This window comes from Bacillota bacterium, from assembly GCA_013178125.1.
Taxonomy (GTDB): domain Bacteria; phylum Bacillota; class SHA-98; order Ch115; family JABLXJ01; genus JABLXL01.
In genome coordinates this window covers 295,774-316,344 of sequence record JABLXJ010000002.1, presented here as the reverse complement: position 1 = coordinate 316,344, position 20,571 = coordinate 295,774, and the positions used below count along the sequence as shown (strand labels likewise).

Here is a 20,571-nt window from a genome sequence, read left to right as displayed (position 1 = left end):
CATGCGGGCCAGGTGGGCGCGCCTCTATTCCGCATAGAATCCCGGTTACCTTGCATTATATTCCTGGGTAACCCTAGAGGTTCCATCTCCAGCGCAAAAAATACCCCGGCCCCTCTCGCCGGGACCGGGGACATACAACATAAAGTTAGGTCTCCTCCTGCGGATGTTGGCAGGTAGCTGGCCGAAGAGGCCATTCGATCTATAAACCCTGGGGCTCCTCGTGGGGCTTCTCGAGGCTCTCACAAAAGGCCCTAAATCTCCTCATCCCCGTCTCCGTATCCTCTAGGCCATTAAAGACACTCGATGTTCCGGCGACAAATACATTGGCGCCGGCCCTGTAGAGGAGCGGTATGGTCTCTTTATTTACGCCGCCATCAACCTCGATATCGATATCCAGGCCTTCCTGCTCGATCATCCTGCGGACCTGCTCGACTTTGCGAACGACCCCCGGGACGAAGCGTTGCCCCGGGAATCCGGGGTCGACCGTCATCAAGAGGACCATGTCTATCTCGGGGAGGATATATTCTATGCCGTTTACCGGGGTCGAGGGGGCGTAGGCCACACAGGCTTTGCCGCTGCGCTCCCTGATGTGGCGCACGATCTGGTGTAGCCTGTGGCATGCCTCCGCATGGACAGTGATAATGTCCCCGCCCGCCTCGAGGAAGCGCTCGATGTGGTGCTCGGGCTCATCGACAGCCAGATGAATGTCAAAAACAAGGCGGCTTTTATCCCTCAAGGTCCGGATTAACCGGGTCCCGATAGCGAAATTCGGGACAAAATGCCCGTCCATGACGTCGCAGTGAAGCAGCTCCGCCCCACCGCGCTCGAGCTTTTCGACCTCTGATTGCAAATTCCCATAATCAGCGCAATCAAGCGAGGCGCCAACCTTTACCTTCCTCAATATCCTCACCTGCAATATACATCAGTTTATATAATATTAATTATTAATGTCGCCAGCCTACAGCGTCGCCAATCTATAGCGTCGCTAAGAGCGTCGTTAACCTATCTACCGGACGCTCTACCAGGTCGCCTCAAGCATGGCGGCCCCGACGATCGCGGCCTCCTCGGAGTTCATGGAAAGCCTGACATCCACACACTCGGCTGCCATAGGATAACTCCTTTTCTTTACAATCTTAACGAGGGGCTCCATCAACATATCCCCCGCCTTGGCGATCCCCCCGCCGACCACGACTACATCGGGGTTCAGCAGGCTGACAGCGTTCGAGATCCCAAGCCCAAGGTAAAGGACGCCCTCCTCGAAGACCTCCTGGGCCACGGGATCGCCATCTCTGGCAGCCCGGATCACCATCTCTCCTGTCAGGACTCCGTGTTGCGCCTGGAGCTCCCGTAGGATCGTGGCTCCGCCTTTCCCCTCGCCTTCGAGTTGGGCGGCCCGGGCGACGGCCCGGTCCACCAGCGCAGGTCCTTTAGAGAACATCTGCAGGCAACCTGTATTCCCGCAGGTGCATGGAGGCCCGTCCTTATTCATGACCATGTGACCTATCTCACCAGCAATCCCCGTGGCCCCCCTGAAGAGCTTCCCGCCAAAAACCAGGCCTGCACCTACACCGGTGCCGACCGTCACAAAGAGAAGGACCCTGGCCCCCTGGCCGGCACCAACCATATATTCGCCCAGGGCCGCCGCGTTGGTATCATAATCCACATATACTGGCAGGCCGAACTCCTCACGGAGAAGCCTGCCAAGGGGGACGTCGCGCCACCCGATGTTGGGCGCAAAGATGACCGTTCCATCAGAGAAATCGGGCGTCCCGGGGACGCCGACGCCAATGGAACCCACCTCGGCGAGGCTCACAGCAGAATCCACAGACACCGCCTTTATTGCATCCACCATCCTGCCTATAACGGCGCGGTAACCCTCCTCAGCTCCGGTCGGGCGCCGCGCCTGGCTCAAGATGCGCCCGGCCTCGTCCACTATCCCGGCAGCTATCTTCGTTCCTCCCAGATCTATACCGATCGCATACTTCTTTCCCTTCTGGTTTCCTTTTTGGGCCATTCTTATCTTCCCCTTATAGACTGCAGAAATCGCCGTAGAAATCGATTATGAAAATTGATTATGGAAACCATGAATCAACCGGACTGTAACTATATATCGTGCTCCATGCGCGATATGATATCCTCCTGCAAGACGGGATCAAGCTCGGTAAATAACGCGCTATAGCCGGCGACTCTTACGACCAGGTCGCGATAATTCTCCGGGTGTTTCTGAGCGTCACGCAAAACCTCAGTAGATACGGTATTTATTTGAACATGCCACCCATAGAGTCCAAAAAGGCTCCGAATCAAAGCGGCCAGCCTCTCCCGCCCTCCCCTGCTGTCGAGGTGGTTCGAGGATATCCGAAGGTTCAAGAGCTGGCCCCCTGTGACCAGCAGCGTCGGCAGCTTGGCGACCGAGCGAATAACCGCGGTTGGGCCGCGCTTTCCCGTGCCCTGGGAAGGGGATACGCCGTCAGCGGTCGGTGTGCCAGCCCTCCGCCCGTCGGGCGTAGCGCCCACCACGTCACCCGCAGGCACATTGGCTGAGATCGTCACAGTAGACGGGTAGTAATTCCCGCCGATCGGCCCCCGGCCGTAGCGCATGTTCTTGTACCTCTCTATGTCCTGGCAGTAATAGCTGAAAGCCTCACGGGTAAGGGAATCGACATAATCGTCGTCCTCGCCATATTTCGGCGCCTTATTCAGCAGCATCTGGCGGATTTCCTCGCCGTGCTGGCCTTCGAAGTTGCTATCGATGGCAGCCTTGAGCTCGCCGGGGCTTATGGCTTTCTCCTCGAATACGAGCTTCTTGATGGCCGCGAGCGCATTGCCGACGTTCGGGACCCCGATCTGAGCCCCGCTCGTCATGTCGTAGACCGCGCCGCCCTCATTTAACGACTTACCCCTCTTGAGACAATCGTTTACCAGTGCGGAACAAAATGCGTTAGGCGCCAACTCTTCAAGGGCCAAGTCGTTGATGTTGTCCGCGACGACATGAAGGTGCGTATAGTAGTATAGCTGCTTCTTCCATGCCTCGATTACGTCATCGAAGGATTTAAACGTCGAGAGGTCACCGTTACCGGGGCACAGCTGGATGCCCGTCGCCGGGTCGCGGCCGTTATTGAGCGCGAGCTCGAGTATTTTCAGGAAGTTGACCTTGCTCTTGCCGTTGGCCCGGTAGCCCCACTTGCCGGGAACCTGAACCTCAAGGCAGCCCATAGTCGAGTAGTCGAGCGCATCCCTCAGCGAAACCCCTCTATTCATCAACGAAGGCACTATGACCTTATCATTTACAAGGGCCGGCATGCCGAAACCCATCTTTATGACATCGATGGCCTTGAGCAAGAAGTCATCAGGACAATTGTCATGAAGCCTCACATAGAAATTCGGCTCGGGGAACCTGACCCCGGCCAGGGCGTCGAGGCACAGGTAGGATAGCTCATTCGTGGCGTCCGCGCCCTCCGGCGTCTGGCCGCCGACGACGAGATTCTGGTACATCGGGTTCCCCGACTGGGTCCTCGAATGCGATGCAGAGCGCAGCTTGGTTATGGTAAAAAGCTTTATAAAGAAGCATCCTACGAGTTCAAGCGCTTCCTCGCGCGTGATCCTCCCATCCCGTATGTCGTGCGAATAGTATTCATACATATACTGATCAAACCTGCCTAGGGAAACTGAATGGCCGTTGCTCTCGATTTGCTGGATCAGCTGCACGAAATAGACGGTCTGGATCGCCTCTCTGAAGCTTCCGGCCGGTTGCGCCGGGACCTTCTCGCACACCCTCGCGATCTCCAGGAGCTCGAGTCTCCGCTGCGGGTTGGATTCTATCGAGGCCAGGCGACGGGCCTCGGCGGCATACCTATTGGCGAAGTGTATCGCGGCTTCGAAGGCGATTATCACAGCCCTGTAAAAATCGCGCTTCTTGAGGCTATCAGGCTCGGCGAGATCCAGGACCTTCAATCCCTCCCGAGCTTCTTCTATAATCCCCGCGAAACCCTGTCTCAGTGCCTTGCTGAAATCAACGACGATGTGTCCCTCGCCGGCTGTAGCCTGCCCCTCCCAGTCAAACACCCCGACCTTCGTCGCGAGCTTGACCTCGTCGGGCTGGGTGGCCATAACGCGATCATATAATGACCTGCCCCTCCACTGTGGCAGTATCCGCCTGAGCCCTCCCTTGCATTCCTCGCTTATCGAGAACCGGTCGCTCGTTCTCTTGTCGAAGTCGTCGAGCTCGTTATAAATCCACTCCCAGGCGTACTCGGGAAATACCGGGGCGCTCCGCGGCCTGGACGCCTGGTTCCCGACAATCAGCTCGTCAGGCAGGATGAAGATGGTCATCTCGCGCAACACCCTCGCAAGGGCCTTTGCGCGCCGGATAATCATGGGGTCCGCCTCGTTCTCCGCGTATGCCTCTGTAACGAGCCTCGCCCGCTCACTGCAAACCTCAGGAACCGCAGAGAGTACGCTTCGCCGCAACCTCTGGATCCTGGTTTCATGTTCGTGCTCGATAGCTCCGTCCTTATCCTTATCCTTGATTTCGATCCCGTTTTCCTGCACCCTCACAACAGCTGTCCCTATCGAGGCCATAACTATATTCACTCCCACCTCAGGCTAGACATCGAAGATATCAGCAATATCCGCATTCACCCCATCCAGAGAGGTTGCCAGCGGTTTATAGACGCGGCGGAAATAAAGATCATACTTCCTGGTCATCTCAGGATTCGGGTGGAATACTTCCCTTATTTTATATGTACGCTGGATCGCATCCTGCTCATCTCGGTAAATGCCGCTCCCTATCCCGGCGAGCAACGCAGCGCCCAGCGTTGTAGCCTCTTCCACATCAGGCACCTCGATCACGGCGCCTGTCATGTCCGCTTTCATCTGCATCCATAACTTATTTCGGACCGCCCCCCCGATCGCCTGCATCTTTTGGGGCGGTCTGATCAGCGCGAGCTCCTTCATGGCATCGAGATTAAACCGGAGCTCATAGCAGAGGCCCTCCAAAGCGGCCCGGAATAGATCGCGCCGGTCGTGGTAGAATGATAGGCCCACAAATGCAGCCCTCGATTTCTCTCCGCAGTACGGGGAAACGCGTCCCTTCAGGTGAGGCAACATGAAAACCCCTCGCGCGCCGGGCGGGCTCGAAGATGCCTCATCAGCCATGACCTGGTATATGCTTGCGCCAGTCTCCCTTGCACGCTCGAGCTCTTCATGCGCCAACTGGTCCTTCAGCCACTCGATAACACCTCCGGACGCTGGCAATATACCTGCTATATAATAGGCATCCTTCACCACATGAACGCCAAAGGCGAATTGCGCATCGCAGAGGGCGTTCCCTATGTTCACAGAACCGGCATCAACGACGCTCAGCAGGACCTCGGAGGTGCCACCCGAATCCAGCATGGAGCTGCTCGTAAAGGCGTTCCCTGCCAAGGCGCCGCAGAGATGATCATAACCGCCAACCACGACGATGGTGCCAGGGGACAGGCCCGTTTCTTCCTGAGCCTGCCTGGTGATATGGCCGAGCGGCGTCCCGCTCAAACGAAGCGGGGGCAATAGACTGGCCTCTACCCCCGCGTGCTCGAGCATCTCGAGAGACCACTCGCGGCGCCGCAAATCAAATACCATGGTCCGCGAGGCCAGCGAGTAGTCCATGGCGCACTCGCCACACAGTCTATATGTGACGAAATCCGCAAGGCACAGCCATTTATCCGCGCGGGTGTAAGCCTCGGGCTCGTTATCACGGAGCCACATGATCTTGTTGATGCTTGCTATGTGCTGCGGCGGCAGGCCTGTAATCTCATAGACTTCGTAGCGCCCGAAGGTCCTAACCCACCATTCGAGCTGGGGTGCGGTCCGCGGATCATACCAGGCCATGGCAGGGTAAAGACACTGCCCGCGCCTATCGATGAGAACCCCGGCCTCGCCCATGCTTGCCACGCCTATAGCCCTGACGTCCTGGGGATATTTCACCTGGCTCAGCACCTGCCGGATACCCGCAGTTACAGTAGCCCAGATCTCGTCCGGGTTATAGACCACCCGCCCTGCGCTATCACTATGAACCACGGTCGGGCTGGAGAACGCCGCCACAGCCCCCCCGTTCTCATCGTATAACGTTACTTTCCAATTTGTAGTGCCTATATCAATCCCAAGGAGATACATGGCCTTTTCGTCGTCACCCCGCACCCATATCATCTACCATGTCAAACATGTCAAAGCACCCTGCTAGAGCGCCCCTATAGCACCAGCAATTCTGCCATACCGCCCTGGCAGAGCATCCTGTCAGAGCGACTGCTCCGTCCGCATTATGATGTCATCCTGGATATCCTTGCTCAGATCGATGAAATAAGCACTGTATCCGGCCACGCGAACAACGAGATTCCTGTAATTCTCGGGGTGGGCCTGGGCATCCAGCAGGGTCTGAGAGGATATCACATTGAACTGCACCTGGGCCACCTTCAGCATAACAAAGGCCCGGAGGAATGTGACAAATTTCGCTATGCCGTTCGGCCCCTCCAGCGTGGACGGGAGGAATTTGAGATTGAGGAGCGACCCGTTTGAGGATAACACGTGATCGATCCTGGCCGCCGAGCGGAGCACAGCGGTCGGCCCCCTCCTGTCCGTGCCCCTGACGGGTGAGATCCCCCCGTCCGCAAGCGGCTCGCCAGCCCGCCGGCCGTCAGGTGTCGCCCCGACCTCCTGGCCGAGGGGGGCGTGCGACGAGACGCTGTACATGCCCGCCTGGAATCTGCCGCCCTGGGAATTCTCATACTTCTCCAGCTCAAGACAGTACTTGCGAGCCCACTTCGCGGCGAACCGGTCAACATACTCGTCATCATTGCCGTATTTCGAGACGCTGTTGTATAACCTCAGCCGGAGCTCCTCCGCCCCGTCGTAATTCCTATCGAGAATCCCCATAAGCTCCTCCCAGGTGACCCACTTCTCCTCAAAGACCGCCTTTTTAATAGCCGCCAGGGAATTGGCGACGTTTGCTATCCCTATACCCTGGACGCCCGAGAAATTATAATGCGCGCCCCCGGCGGTGATATCCCTGCCCTTGCCGACGCAGTCCTCAACGAGGCACGACAAGAACGGAGTAGGCGCCACAGCCGCGTGAGCCTTATCGACGGTATTGCACCCATCTGCGACGCACTTTACAAAATACTCGGTCTGTCGCTCGTAGGCCTGTTCAAATTCCTCAAAAGTGGCTGGAGCTCCGTCTGGCCCTCCAATTGAAACCGTTGAAACCGTGCCCTTTGGAACCATGCCCTTCATTGTATGCTCCAGGACCTTGACCAGGTTAAATAGCGCTATATCATGGAGCCCGTATGTCTTGCCAGGTATCGATATCTCAACGCATCCGACTATGGCGTAGTTGCGGGCATCGCTGAGCGTCACCCCCCTGTTTAGCAAGGCTGGAATCACAACTTCATCGTTATACAAATGCGGTATCCCTATCCCTAGCCTGATTACCTCAGCCGCCTTTACCAGGAGCTCATCGGGCGTCCTCGTATGCAACCTCACGGCGGTATTGGGCTGGGGCATACGCACATCCGCAATCGCCTGCAGGCACATGAATGAAAGCTCATTTGTAACGTCCTGGCCGTCTTCCCCCTGTCCGCCCACGGTGACGCACGGATTTATGGGGAAGCCCGCAAAGTGCTTCGCGCTCTCCCGGCTCCTTACGGCCACGATCTCGTTGCACTTGATCCAGAAGCAGTCCAGGAGCTCCTGGGCATCCTCCTGCGTGATAAGCCCTGCAGCGATATCATGCTTATAATATGGATAAAGATATTGATCGATCCGGCCAAACGATATTGAGCTGGCATTCGATTCGCATTGTAATATAATATGAGTTAACCAAAGTGACTGCAGAGCCTCCCAGAATGTCCGCGCCGGATAGTTGGGCACCCGTTCCAGCACCTTCGCCAGCTCCAAAAGCTCCCTATTTCGCCGCTCATCCCTCTCCTGGCTCGCCTTGCGGAGCGCTTCATCCCTGTAACGCCTTCCGAGTTCGCAGGCGGCATCGAGGACTATGAGCGCGGCCTCGTAGAAACAGCGTCTCGACGCTTCCTCTAGGTCCTCCGCGTCCTCCAGCCCCGGCGTCCCCCGCACCCCAAGCATCTCGAGACGCTCCGCAACCTCCTCGCGTATCCCCAACAATCCGCGCTCGATCACCTTTGCCTTGTCTGCCAGCACGTGGCCCTGCCCCTTATCCGTCTGATTTAGCTTGAAGGCCTGTGTGAGGGAAGCATCCATTACATGTCCAGGCATCTCCCGTCTTATCCAGTCCTGGAGCGTCTTGCCCCTCCAGTATGGCAGGATGTCCTCGCGCAGCTCGCGTTTCTCCTCTTCCGTGATCTCGAATGGGTCCTGCGGCCTCACCGGGAATGAATCGAGCTCTTCCTCTATCCATTCGACCGCCATCTCCGGCGACAGGACGCCCATCCGCGGCCAGACGGAGCGATTCCCGGTGATGAGCTCGTCATCGTATATCATGACCTTCATCTCGCGAAGCACCTTCGCGACCGCCTTTGCGCGCCTGATGATCGCCGGCTCGCCCTCAGTCTCCCGGTAGGAGGCGGTAAAAAGGCGCGCCCGTTCTATCGAGATCTTGCATACCTGCTCTCTCAGCTGCTGCACCCGCCGCTCAATCCGGCCGGGGTTATGAAGAGTGGGCATTCCGCATCCCTTCCATTTCTTTATACAAAAGAAAGCCCCTTATTCACAAGAGAGTTCCTTATCCGCCAGAGAGCTCCTCATCAGAGCTCCTCGTCCACGCGAAAGCCGCCGGGGCAGGGCAGGGAACCTGAGCCCCTGCCCCAGCCAGCTCGCGAGGAGATTATGGGATTATCTCTTGAAACAAAGTCATTTCTTGAAGTACTTATCCAAGTTGTCCCTGGTCACCAACACCATGGGCGAGACTATCACAGGGGGAACCTTCTGGCCCTCGAGCACCCTGATAGCGACCTCTGTAGCGATCCTTCCCATCTCATATGGGAATGCCGCGATGGTTCCCGTCATCCTGCCCTCGCGGATGGACTTGATCGCGTCGGGAACACCATCAGTCCCTATGACCATTATCTTGCCAGCCTTGCCGGCGTTGACAACGGCCTCGACGATGCCGAGCGCCATCGTATCGTTACATGCATAGATCGCCTTCAGGTCGGGGTGAACTCGTATAATATTGGCCGCGGCGTTCATAGCCTGAACCCGGTCCCAGTTGCCCGGCTGGCTTGCGACCAGCTTGAGCCCAGGGTAATTCTTTATCGTCTCCGTAAAACCGGCCACCCTTTGTTGGCTAGCGGGGGACCCGGCCATGCCCTCGATCAGGGCTACCTTGCCGCTCTTGACGTGCTTCCCAAAGTAATCGGCCGCGTAGACGCCCATCAAGCGATGGTCTGCGCCGACAAACGCCGTGATCGGAACCTCCGTAATCCTGGAATCATCGACATTCAGAATGGGAATACCCTTCTTGGTCGCCTTCTCCAGAGCCGGGACGAGGTTGGATGCCGTCAGGGGCGAAACCGCGAGGGCATCGTATCCCTTTGCTATGAAGGTCTCCGCGAGGTTCAGCTGCTTCATAAGATCCTGCTCAGTGTCCACCGCGCCGACCTCAACCGTGATACCATATTTTTTAGCCGCATCCTCATAGCCCTTCTTCATTTCCTGCCAGTGCTCATTGATGAGGGTTTTCTCGATGGCGCCTATCTTATAATGCTTTGACGGCTTGGGCACCGGGCCGAGGGCCTTCTCGAGTTCCTCCGCGGTCATCTGATTAGGGGCCGCAAGAATGCTACCGGCCGTCCGGGAAACTGAGAGTGCCGCTGCACCCACCAGTAAAAAGGCAATACAACCAGCTACCAACCTTCTCATCAGCATAGAACGCATTCCTCCAATCATATTCATTCATACAGTTTTCAATCACACAGTTGTTGCATTTCTTCCCGGGACTAATCATAAGATATAAGATAAAGAGCCTCTAAACTCTATACATCCACCCCCCACAAGCCATAACCTTGTATTCCATCAGGTCCCTCCGGTTGCCACGTTATTTGCGGAACCTGTCGACCAGCACCGCCAGAATTATCACAGCGCCTATAGCAAGCTGCTGGTAAAAGGCCTGGACGTTCAGCAGGTTCAGCCCATTCCGCAGGGCACCCATTATGAGGGCGCCCACCATGGTGCCCAGGATATTGGCCTGACCACCGGCGAGGCTTGTGCCACCCATGACCGTGGCTGCAATAGCATCTAATTCATAGTTGAAGCCCGCTATCGGTTCAGCTGCATTCAGCCGGGCGACCAGGATTATAGTACCAAGGGTGCACATCAGGCCGCAAAATGAATACACCAGCGTCTTGTAAAACCCGACATTCACCCCTGACAATCGCGTAGCCTCTTCATTGCCTCCTATAGCCAGGGTATATTCCCCAAACCTCGTCTTCCTGAGGAGGAAATAGGCAAGGCCCGCTGCAACTGCTGCAATAATTACGGGTACGGGGATTGCGCCGATATAACCGCTGCCTAGGAACCTAAAGGCCGCGGGCACCCCATATATGGGCTGGCCAGACGTATATATCAAGGCCGATCCGCGAATGAAGCTCATCATGCCAAGCGTCACAATGAAGGGGGGAAGCTTTGCCTTGGTTATAAGGAGGCCGTTTACTGTGCCGCACCCCACCCCGATCACTGTGCCAGCCAGCATGCTAACGGGGACCCCGACGCCGCTCCTCATCAGGTCGGCCATGATGACGCCTGCCAGAGCCACAATCGAGCCCACGGATAGGTCTATCCCGCCCGTGGCTATTACGAAGGTCATCCCGAGGGCGATAACGGCGTTTATTGCCGACTGCAGCGCTATTGCAAGCAGATTGTCAAGGGTCAGAAAGTAAGGCGACAAAATAGCAAAAGCAAGGATGAGGACAATGAAGCCTGCCAGGATGCCGATCTGCTGCAAGTACTGTATGACCAGCGCCTGACCGAACCGGGGTTTTGTAGCCTCCGTGCTCACCGGATTTGTCCCTGCCAATTCATTATTGATTAACACCACTTTTACCCCCCGCCGCGCAATATAGGATATTCTCCTGGGTAGCTTCGCTTCTATCGAACTCTCCGGTGATGCATCCCTCTCGCATAACCAGGATGCGATCGCTCATCCCCAGGATCTCCCGGAGATCCGAAGAGATCATAATGACCGACGTGCCCTGCTTAACCAGCTCGTTCATGAGTTGATATATCTCCCATTTAGCCCCAACATCTATGCCCCGAGTGGGCTCATCGAAAATGATGACCCTTGCCCTCGTGGCGAGCCACTTGGCAAGCACCACCTTTTGCTGGTTGCCGCCGCTGAGCGACCGGGCCGGGGTGGAGAGCCTGGGAGTCTTTATGCCAAGGCTCTTCACAAAGCTGGCAGCGAGCGCTGACTTGCGCCTGGAATTCACGATGCCAGCCCGGCAAATAGTATCCAGCACCGGAAGCCCTATATTCTCGCGAACCGGCAGGCCGAGGATAAGCCCCTCCCTGCCCCTATCCTCAGTAAGGTAGGCGATACCAGCCTTTATCGCCTGCCTGGGAGATAATATCGATACCTCACGCCCATCTACATACACCTTGCCGGCGGATATGGGGTCCGCACCAAAGATGGCCCGGGCGAGCTCTGTGCGCCCGCACCCCACGATCCCTGCAAGGCCCAGGACTTCCCCCTCGTGCGCCGTGAAAGAAATACCATTGATCCCTTTGCCGCACAGGTTCTCGACCCTGAGGGCCTCTTTGCCCCGTGGGACGCTCTCCTTGGGAAACATATCCGTAAGGCTTCTCCCCACCATCATGCGCACAAGGGTGTCGGTATCCGTATTTTTGAGATCTACCGTGCCGACATTGTGCCCATCCCGGAGCACAGTAGCTACATCGCCAATCTTCGAGAGCTCCTCCAACCGATGCGAAATGTAGATAATGCTCACACCCTGGGCCTTTAACGCCTTTATAACCTGGAAAAGCTTCTCTGTTTCCGCCGTAGTGAGGGCAGCTGTCGGTTCATCCATGACGACGATTTCGGCGTTGACTGAGAGCGCCTTGGCTATCTCGACCATCTGCTGCATCGCCACACCCAGCTCCCTCACAGGGGTGCGTGGCGATACGTTTATATCAAAACGACCGAGAATTTCGGCAGTTTTTCTATACATCTCCTGCCATGCAATGGTCTTGATAAGGCGCCCCTCCACAGGCTCCCTGCCCAGGAAGATGTTCTGGGCAATGCTAAGGTGAGGGACCAGGTTAAACTCCTGGTGGATTATGCTGATCCCGCGATCCTGCGCATCCTGGGGCCTCTTGATCTCCACCCGTTTTCCTTTTACAAAGATCTCCCCGGAATCCATCGGGTAGGCCCCGCTGAGGATCTTCATCAAAGTGGATTTCCCTGCGCCATTTTCGCCCAGAAGCACATGGACCTCGCCCCTCCTCAGGGCGAAGCTAACATCCTGGAGGGCGATAACGCCGGGGAATTTCTTGTTGACATTCCGCATTTCCAGGAGGAATTCACTCAAAGCCTGGCGCCCCCTTTGCGCGAGCTATTTCCCAAATTGATAGACCCTTGCCTAATAGCCCCTTGCCCGGCCTGGAATAGCCAGCCATATCTACACAATCACCACTGTTTCCGCTTGCCCAGGTGGTAATAATAGTCGGTTACCTCCTCATAAACGAGATCCTCTGGCGTTTATGCTTTATGTAATACTTATACCTGTCCCCGCGATAAAAGTTGGTCGCAAACTCCACTGGTTCCCCATCAACCGAAGATACCAGGTGTTCGAGGAGCAGCACCGGACTACCCTTCTTGATCCCTAAAATCGATGCAACATAGGCATCTGCAATCCCAACTTCGATGGTTTCCAGGCCTTCATCCAGCACGATTCTCGCTCTATTCTCGAGGCACCAGAACAGCGACTGGTCATTCAGGTCCTCGGGTTTTATGTTTATGGCATTCCATACTGAAAGAGGCAAGTAGGAAATATGAAAGGCGATCGGTTCATCATCTGCCAACATCTGGCGTTCAATCCTTGCCGCTTCCTCTTTATCCCTCAACCTGAGGCTCACCGCAACCCTCTGAGGCGGGACTGCAATCTCAAACTTCAAGACCCTGGCTCCAGGCTTTAGGCCCCTGGCTTTCATGTCCTCAGTAAAACTTGTTACGCCAGGCATTCCCCGCGTTATCTTGGGATTGGCGACAAAAGTCCCTTTGCCCTGCTTGCGATAGAGAAGGCCCTCGCGCACGAGATCGAGGATGGCGAGCCGGACTGTAGAGCGGCTGATCTTATATTCCTCAGCAATCTCCACCTCGCTCGGCAGGCGAGCACCGACAGGGAACTCACCCCCTTCAATTTGGGATCTTAGGAGCTCCTTGAGCTGGTGATAAAGGGGTAACGGGTTCGATTCTTCTATTGACCGCCCTGCCAACCATATCGCCTCCCGGGTCCCTTGTATGTGGACTTGAACCTTCTTCACTCCACCCCGAAAATGACCATTACTTTCAAAGGCATTTTCATTCTCTGTGGTGCTGCCCCGCGGCATGCGGGTCTAGCCGAAAAGATGTTATCCTGTATGCTCTTATATTTGTATGATTTTATGTAATGTTGTATTGTACCTACAACTTGTTAGCGATGTGATATATTCGATAATAAACGGGATATTCCTGCAAGATAGCGATAAAAATTCATATAAATAAATGCCATTCCGGACTGGAGTCAACGATGAAGATAAATATGAATGAGACATGACGGGGAGTGAGATTCTATGATTGTAAGATGAGAATATCCCGGCATCGCTACCACGGCCATTTTGACTGGCAACCGGCATGATACCTGGCAGCCAGAAAGATGCCGGACCGTCGCGAGGTGTCAGCTCATATGGAGCTTCCAAAGGAGTTTCGCGAGAGATTTGTAAGGACTTTGCAGGGGCGGGATTATGTTCTCTATGGCGGCCTCCTCGAGCTTGCCCGGCAGCGAGGCTTGAAACGCATAACGACAAACGTTATCCAGGTTCCGAGCAAGGAGAATGGCATGTACGCCGTGGTGGAGGCCGAGGTCGAGACCCAGGACGGGGTCTTCAAGGAGGTCGGTGACGCATCGCCCGAGAGCGTAAACAGGACGATTCAGCCCCATCTACTGAGAATGGCCGCGACACGAGCGAAGAGCAGGGCCCTACGAGATAGCATCGGGATCGATATGGTTGCATGGGAGGAACTGGGGGGCCAGGTACCCCCAGAGGAGGATATTCCTGACATAATCGACCCCGAGGATCTCGTGATAGGGTTCGGCAAATACGCCCGCAGGACTCTAGGCGAGATCCTCCAGCGGGATCCCGGCTACATCGAATGGCTTGGCCAGAACGCCCGCGATGAAGCCATAAGAAAGGCCGTAAAACAGCTTCTTTACGGAGGGCTCGCGGCGGCGCCGCCGGGCGCGCAGGCGCAGGGCCCGCCCGAGCCTGGCGTGGGGAATAGGCTCGAGCCTGGAGCTCCGGAGGAGCCTAAACTCGGGCCTGGGCCAGGCAGGACGGCAACTCACTGAGCCTGAGAGACGGCTCTATCAGAAACGTCCCTGCGATGGTTCCGTGCGCAGCGTGCCTGACCTTCCACAGGTCTGCGGGGCTCCTGTGTTCGAGAAGGCACCTGACCACCCGGATCGGGCCGCCGTGCGTGACGATGGCGACCGTGCCTGATGCGCGAGATCTGATTTCAGATTCATAGACGGTATCGAGGGCATTAACCACCCGGCTCCAGACCTGGACCACGCTCTCGCCCCCTGGAGGCGTGACGGCTGTAGGATCATCAAACCACCTACGCGCCATGTCTCCATACCCGCCTATAATTTCCTCGTAGGTAAGACCGTCCCACGCACCGAAATTCATCTCCCTGAGGCCGGGGACCGGATTGACCGTGAGCCCGTGCGGCCTGGCTATGATCCAGGCCGTTTCCATTGTCCTCCTGAGATCGCTGGCGTAGATAGCTGCGAAATGCTCCGCTTTGAGATGATCTGCCGCCTCCTGGGCCTGCCGTCTCCCCTCCTCGTTCAGGGGCATATCCGTATGCCCGAGGTACCTGCCCTCCCTATTCCAGTCAGTCTGGCCATGACGGATAACGATTATCCTCAACGCTCTGCCCTTATCCATCCTGCATCCATCTATTTCGCCCTCATCTATTCTGCTCTCATCTATCTCATATCCAGGTATTATTCCTGATATCATTTCTGGTTTAGACATCTTAAATTTAGACACCCCAATTCCAGAATTCCAGCATGCTATTATTCCAATTCCGGCGTACTATATTGCCCCCATCAAACAATCCCCTAACGCCTCAAGCAGGCGCTCATTCTCCGGCCTCGTGCGGACCGCAACCCGGAAATAGGCCTCATCGAGGCCGTCAAAGGAACTGGCATCCCTGATCAGGATCCCCCGCCTCCCCAACCCAGCGGCAAGATCACCGGCTCTGGTGGCGCAGGCCGCAATCCGGGCCAGGATGAAATTTGCCTCGGGCCTATATGCCTCGATGCCCGGGAGCCCGGCGAGGCCGTCGTAGAGGAAACCCCTCTCGCGCCGGATGAGCTTCTTTGTCTGCACGATATAATCCCTGTCGCGCAGCGCCTCAATGCCCGCAGCCTGGGCCAGGGAATTGACGCTCCAGGGATCTCGCAGGGATGCGAGCCTCTGCGCCATCTCGCTGGAGCACACGGCATAGCCCAGCCGCAGGCCGGGTATGGCGAAGATCTTCGTCATGGAGCGCAGGACAATAAGGTTTTCCCTCCGGGGCGCCTCATCCACAACCGTCACCTGTTTCTCATCGTCGACGAAGTCGACGAAGGCCTCATCAATAACAACAAAGGCTCCAGCCCTGGCGGCCTCGCCGACTATATGAAGCAGCGCCTCCCGCGGCCACAGGTTGCCAGTGGGGTTGTTAGGGTTGCATATAAACAGGATATCGGCGCCCGGGAGCGCGGACGCGATCTCCCCAGGGTCGATATTAAACCCTCGATCAGGCCGGAGATATGCCCTCTTTATATCGCCGCCCTCGCTCCTCACCGCCAGCGCATATTCGGAAAACGCCGGGCAAGGGACGATGGCCACCCCGGGCTTCACCGCCTTCGCAATTAAGTATACCAGTTCGACCGCGCCATTTCCAGCGATAATATTATCTGGCGTGATGCCGTTCGCCGGCCCTTCGTCCAGAGCGTTGCTGCCCAGAGCGCTGCTGGCCGGGGCGTCGCCGGCCGGTATGTGGCCGGGTGGGGCGTTGGCGGGCGGGGCGTTATTGGCCAGGGAAATGCTCAGGTGCCTCGCTATCTCACGCCTCAGCTCCACGCATTCCGGGTCAGGGTACCTGGCGATGCCGGGAAGGTTTTTGATGATGGCATCTAAGACGCTCCGGGGTGGGCCCAGTGGGTTTATGTTGGCGCTAAAATCCAGGATCTCGGAATCGCGCATGCCGGCCTCTCCCAGGCCATAGCGCCCCATCGCTGCCCTGATGTTGCCCCCATGGGTCCTTTCCCGTTCCTTATTGCTCATAGAATTGCTCCTCATAGAATTGCTCATAAGACACCGCCGCCTATAACCTGAACTTCCCCGAGTATATGGCGGGAGGCCGGGGTTCCCCGTCTGAGCCTCTCCGTCACCTCACGTGAATCCCCCCGCTTCCTGTCGATGATGATGCCCACCACCGTCCCGCTGTGGGCAATGTTGACGCCGACGGCTCCCGACTTTTTTGCAAGGCGAATAAGGTCAGGAAGCTCGGGTTTCGGTAGGATGCTCTGGTGGGCCAGGGCGCTCAGCGTGGCCCCTTCTCCGACCATGGCCGCGTCTCCAAGCCTTATCCCCTCCTCCACAAGGGCCAGGGCATCCCGCACGATGGGCTCCTTACGGCAGTTGAGCGCTGCAAGATCATCCCGGCTGTTGAATGCGATCGTGTCAACATCGCCCCCCAGGTCTATTATGAGAATATCGATGGGCGGCGGGGGGCCGAGGCTGCGGCGGGTAATCCCGCGCACATGGTCAAACAGGACGATACCTGGAAACATGATGCCGTCCGTCGGTTCAATGTCGAGGGCTATATTTGCTATTTCGTCAGGCGACAGTCCTTCCCTGCCAAGCGCCCTGGCTGTGGCCACGCAGGTCGCAGCTATATCCGCCGTGCTGCTAGCCATCCCCTTGGCCCGGGGTAGCTCGCTTGCTATGTGGATTGCCAGCCGAGACCCAGGCCAGCCCTTAGGCCAGTAATCGAGTCGGCAATCGGGCCGGCAATCAGGCCAGCACCTGGACTGGCATCCGGACTGGCGCCCTAGAGGAAAATCCCCTCTGAAATAGGAAGCCATCTCACCCGTTCCATGCAGGATTTCGAGTGTCCGGAGCGCAGCTATGAGCGCCTTTTGATTCGCCGCCCGGGCCCGGCGCCTGCACTGCCGGCCTGCATTGCACCCGCCTGGAACGCCTGGAATAGGCTGGCGGTTGAAATGCTCCCGGGCCTCCTGGCATATCGAAACCGTCGCCGTCGCGAAGAGGTCCACGGGGCACGTGACCAGGAAATCGACCCCGTCGATGGCCCCCTGGACGAGCTCACCGCAGCTACCGGGGGCCGAGGCCTGACCACGCTGCACAGCCTGATAGTCCTGTAAAGCCTGATCGTGTCGAACCTGGGATGTCTTCGCGGCGCTCAAATCACAGGCACTGCTATGGCAACCACTACGGTAACCACTGGGATGCCGCTCTGAGGATGGCAAGCGTCATCACCTCTACTACCTCATTGGTGGCTCCGCAGGTATCGCCCGTTATCCCCCCTATTTGCCTCGCAACCCCGGCGGCAAAGGCGGCTGTAGCGAGGAAAACGCCCAGCCCCGCCAGGAGCCCGCGCACCCACCCAAACGCGGCAACGGCGAGGATGGCGGCTGATACGCTCGCAGTAATGAGCTCGCGCCCGCCAACATGGTCTGCAAATGGCTTTCCAAGGCCGGGGCCCTGCCTTGCGTAGGGGTAAAGGCAAAGGGCATAGACCATTGACCACCGCCCAAACGCCGGCATAACGAACAAGGATGGATAGAGCAACCAGCGCGGCATCTCCGCCAGGAGGGCCACCTTAAGCGTGAGGAGCAGGATGGCAGCTATGACTCCCATGGCCCCCACCCTGCTATCGCGCATGATCTCCAGCGTCCTGTCGCGGCCCCGCCCGCTCATGAGCCCGTCGGCTGTATCGATGAAACCATCGAGGTGTATACCTCCTGTAAGCCCCGCCTGGGCGATCAAAACCAGGACAGCGCATGTCATCGTAGAAAAGACGTGCGATGCGGCAAACCCAACGAGCGCTAGCAAACACCCTATCAGAGCCCCCACCGCGGGAAACCAGGCGGCAGAGCGCCCGAGCTGCACCGCAAAGCTCCCGGCCTCGCCGGTCTCGCCTGCGGCTCCACTTTCGCAGGAGCTACAGCTACCGGGGCGACTGCCGGAGCCGGTGGCATCTGCGCCCGCCGGGCCCGAGAGCCGGCCAGCGAGCCGGCCCGTGGACGGACTTGCAGGTGAATCTGCGGGCGGGCTCGTGGGCGCACTTGCAGGCAGGCTTGTGCGCACTGGTATCTTTGTCAGAAAGCTCAGGGCAAGGATAAATCCATTGCTATTCTCTTCTCGCAGAATTCTCTTTGTTTGTCTCTTCATTGGGATATACTCCCTACTTCCCGCTTCCCGCTTTCTACTTCTCTGCCTGATATTTCGTTTCATAAGTCCTGATAGTCTTTGCTCCCCGAACATGCGCAGTGCCAACTTTCTTGGCAGGGTGATGGAGCAGTCTGCCAAGTTTCTTTGCAGGTGCGACGTAACAGGTCCGGCGCAGAGCTGCCTGGGATCGCGTTTCATGACTTAGTTTCACGACTTAATGTAGCTCAAGATGCAGGATGCAACCACACCCAGGATCAATGCGATGGCAGATGCTACATAAAGCAGCCTGATCGCGTCGTCTATGTGAGACGGCTGAAGCGGCCGGTCTGGATCACCGAGGTGGCCGCGATGAGACGGCACCCCCTGGTAGTAGTTCACCCCTCCGAGCCGGACCCTGAGGGCCCCAGCAACGGCTGACTCGGGTATCCCACCGTTGGGGCTCGGGTGCTTCCGGGCGTCACGCCGGATTATCCTCCATGCCTCCTGCGCGTCCTTCCCCGTGAGCCACGCCGCCGCCACGAGCGCCACCCCCGCCACCCGCGCGGGAATGTAATTGGCGAGGTCATCGAGTTTCGCCGATGCCCAACCTAAGTTTACATAAGTTTTATTACGGTAACCAATCATGGAATCGAGTGTGTTCACGGCCCGGTAGGTCATCGCCAGCGGGGCGCCCCCCAGGAATGCATAAAAGAGCGGCGATATGACGGCATCCACCGTGTTCTCTGCAACCGTCTCCACAGTGCCCCTAACGATCTCATCCACGGGCAGCCGGGCTGTATCCCTGCCAACGATCTTCCCAAGCTCGCGGCGCGCTCTGGCAAGGTCACCACGGTCGAGCGCTCGCTTCACGCTCAGGGCGGCCTCCGTCAGTCCGCGCAGGGCGATGGTCGTGGATATAAAGAAGGCCGAAAGCGCGTAACCTGGATAACTCGCTAGATAATTCGAGAGGTGAGTACGCTCTACAACGGGGCCCGGAACATGCCTGATAACCTGTTGGGTGACGAACCCTGCGACATAAAGGAGAAGCCATGTGGAGAATCCGGCGATCCCGACTACAAACACCGCGATGAAGACGCCGGAGACCCGCTCCTGCCACCCCGTGCGCGCGAGCCTCCGCGCTGGCTTCTCCAGGCATGAGATCAGCTTTCCCAGCCCGACAACAGGGTGAGGCATCCATGGTGGGTCCCCCATGACCAGATCAAGCATGTATGCCACGACCACCAGAACCACCTGCGGCCATGCTGGCCATATCAACCACATTTATGATGAGATCCCCCTCTACCCTTCTCCCCTTCTCGCGGCCAGCGGCCGGGGGGCGGGCCCGGCAAAATGCTCGATCAGCCCGGCGATTGCGCCAGCCGCTTTATCTCCAGGGGAATGCCCGCGAAAAGAACGTAAACCTCCCTGGCTGCCGCAGCCAGGATCTGATTGGCCCTACCGTGAACATCCCGGTAGAGCCTCGCAAGCCGGTACTCCGGGACGATCCCCATCCCGACTTCATTCGATACGATTATGACGGGGATACGTGAGGTGCGGGCAACCTCCGCAAGCCTGGATATCTCCTCAAGCACCGCATCCTCACCCTTCCCTGCAGTCAACAGGTTGGAAACCAGGAGGGTGATGCAATCCACGAGGACGACATCCGCATCGTGCCCGCACTGCCCGCATGTCAAGAGTTCGATCGCCTTCGAGACATCGCAGGGCTCCTCGATGGTCTCCCACCCTGGCGGCCTCCGCCCCCTGTGCATCTCGATCCTGGCCTTCATCTCCTCATCCCCCGGCGTCGCGGTAGCCACATATGCGACCCGCGCCCCTAGAGAAGTAGCAAGCTGCTCGGCGAAACGGCTCTTGCCGCTCCGCGCCCCGCCGGTGATGAGGATCAAATTCGAAATCATG

The 20,571-nt window shown here is 57.5% G+C and carries 16 protein-coding genes; 1 reads left to right on the top strand and 15 read right to left on the bottom strand.

Annotated features, from left to right (window positions below; genetic code table 11):
* Positions 1-199: 199 nt before the first annotated feature.
* From rpe to HPY71_03690, 9 genes are all read right to left on the bottom strand, one after another.
* Positions 200-901, bottom strand: coding sequence for a ribulose-phosphate 3-epimerase (gene rpe / locus HPY71_03730; GenBank protein NPV52617.1), 702 nt, complete (start codon positions 899-901; stop codon positions 200-202).
* 117 nt (positions 902-1,018) lie between these two features.
* A complete protein-coding gene (locus HPY71_03725) occupies positions 1,019-2,014 on the bottom strand; it encodes an ROK family protein (GenBank protein ID NPV52616.1) in 996 nt (331 codons plus the stop codon).
* Between the two features lie 89 nt (positions 2,015-2,103).
* Positions 2,104-4,578, bottom strand: a complete 2,475-nt coding sequence (locus HPY71_03720) for a glycyl radical protein (protein NPV52615.1) — start codon at positions 4,576-4,578, stop codon at positions 2,104-2,106.
* 24 nt (positions 4,579-4,602) lie between these two features.
* Positions 4,603-6,177 carry a carbohydrate kinase gene (locus tag HPY71_03715; GenBank protein ID NPV52614.1) on the bottom strand — a complete coding sequence of 525 codons (1,575 nt, stop codon included), beginning with the start codon at positions 6,175-6,177 and terminating at the stop codon, positions 4,603-4,605.
* 96 nt (positions 6,178-6,273) lie between these two features.
* The gene (locus HPY71_03710) at positions 6,274-8,673 is read right to left on the bottom strand and encodes a glycyl radical protein (GenBank protein ID NPV52613.1); all 2,400 of its coding nucleotides are present in this window, start codon (positions 8,671-8,673) and stop codon (positions 6,274-6,276) included.
* Positions 8,674-8,859: 186 nt separating this feature from the next.
* Positions 8,860-9,873, bottom strand: coding sequence for a substrate-binding domain-containing protein (locus HPY71_03705; protein ID NPV52612.1), 1,014 nt, complete (start codon positions 9,871-9,873; stop codon positions 8,860-8,862).
* Positions 9,874-10,042: 169 nt separating this feature from the next.
* Positions 10,043-11,002: a ribose ABC transporter permease gene (locus tag HPY71_03700; GenBank protein NPV52611.1), complete on the bottom strand. Its 960-nt coding sequence runs from the start codon at positions 11,000-11,002 to the stop codon at positions 10,043-10,045.
* Positions 11,003-11,024: 22 nt separating this feature from the next.
* Positions 11,025-12,512 (bottom strand): sugar ABC transporter ATP-binding protein, encoded by a 1,488-nt coding sequence (locus HPY71_03695; protein ID NPV52610.1) that lies wholly within the window; start codon positions 12,510-12,512, stop codon positions 11,025-11,027.
* A gap of 160 nt (positions 12,513-12,672) precedes the next feature.
* Entirely contained in the window at positions 12,673-13,440 is a 768-nt protein-coding gene (locus tag HPY71_03690) for a GntR family transcriptional regulator (protein NPV52609.1), read from the bottom strand.
* Between the two features lie 449 nt (positions 13,441-13,889).
* On the opposite strand from HPY71_03690, the gene HPY71_03685 reads away from it, so the two are divergent.
* Positions 13,890-14,552, top strand: a complete 663-nt coding sequence (locus tag HPY71_03685; protein NPV52608.1) for a hypothetical protein — start codon at positions 13,890-13,892, stop codon at positions 14,550-14,552.
* Here the strand turns inward: HPY71_03685 and HPY71_03680 are convergent.
* The 6 genes from HPY71_03680 to cobU form a co-directional block, all read right to left on the bottom strand.
* Positions 14,512-15,243, bottom strand: a complete 732-nt coding sequence (locus tag HPY71_03680) for a histidine phosphatase family protein (protein NPV52607.1) — start codon at positions 15,241-15,243, stop codon at positions 14,512-14,514. The genes HPY71_03685 and HPY71_03680 overlap by 41 nt on opposite strands.
* 60 nt (positions 15,244-15,303) lie before the next feature.
* The gene (locus HPY71_03675) at positions 15,304-16,542 is read right to left on the bottom strand and encodes an aminotransferase class I/II-fold pyridoxal phosphate-dependent enzyme (protein NPV52606.1); all 1,239 of its coding nucleotides are present in this window, start codon (positions 16,540-16,542) and stop codon (positions 15,304-15,306) included.
* Positions 16,543-16,565: 23 nt separating this feature from the next.
* The gene (locus HPY71_03670; protein NPV52605.1) at positions 16,566-17,687 is read right to left on the bottom strand and encodes a GHMP kinase; all 1,122 of its coding nucleotides are present in this window, start codon (positions 17,685-17,687) and stop codon (positions 16,566-16,568) included.
* 25 nt (positions 17,688-17,712) lie between these two features.
* A complete protein-coding gene (gene cobS / locus HPY71_03665; GenBank protein ID NPV52604.1) occupies positions 17,713-18,675 on the bottom strand; it encodes an adenosylcobinamide-GDP ribazoletransferase in 963 nt (320 codons plus the stop codon).
* Between the two features lie 207 nt (positions 18,676-18,882).
* Positions 18,883-19,935, bottom strand: coding sequence for a cobalamin biosynthesis protein CobD (gene cobD, locus HPY71_03660; GenBank protein NPV52603.1), 1,053 nt, complete (start codon positions 19,933-19,935; stop codon positions 18,883-18,885).
* A gap of 77 nt (positions 19,936-20,012) precedes the next feature.
* Positions 20,013-20,570, bottom strand: coding sequence for a bifunctional adenosylcobinamide kinase/adenosylcobinamide-phosphate guanylyltransferase (cobU, locus tag HPY71_03655; GenBank protein ID NPV52602.1), 558 nt, complete (start codon positions 20,568-20,570; stop codon positions 20,013-20,015).
* Position 20,571 lies beyond the last annotated feature (1 nt).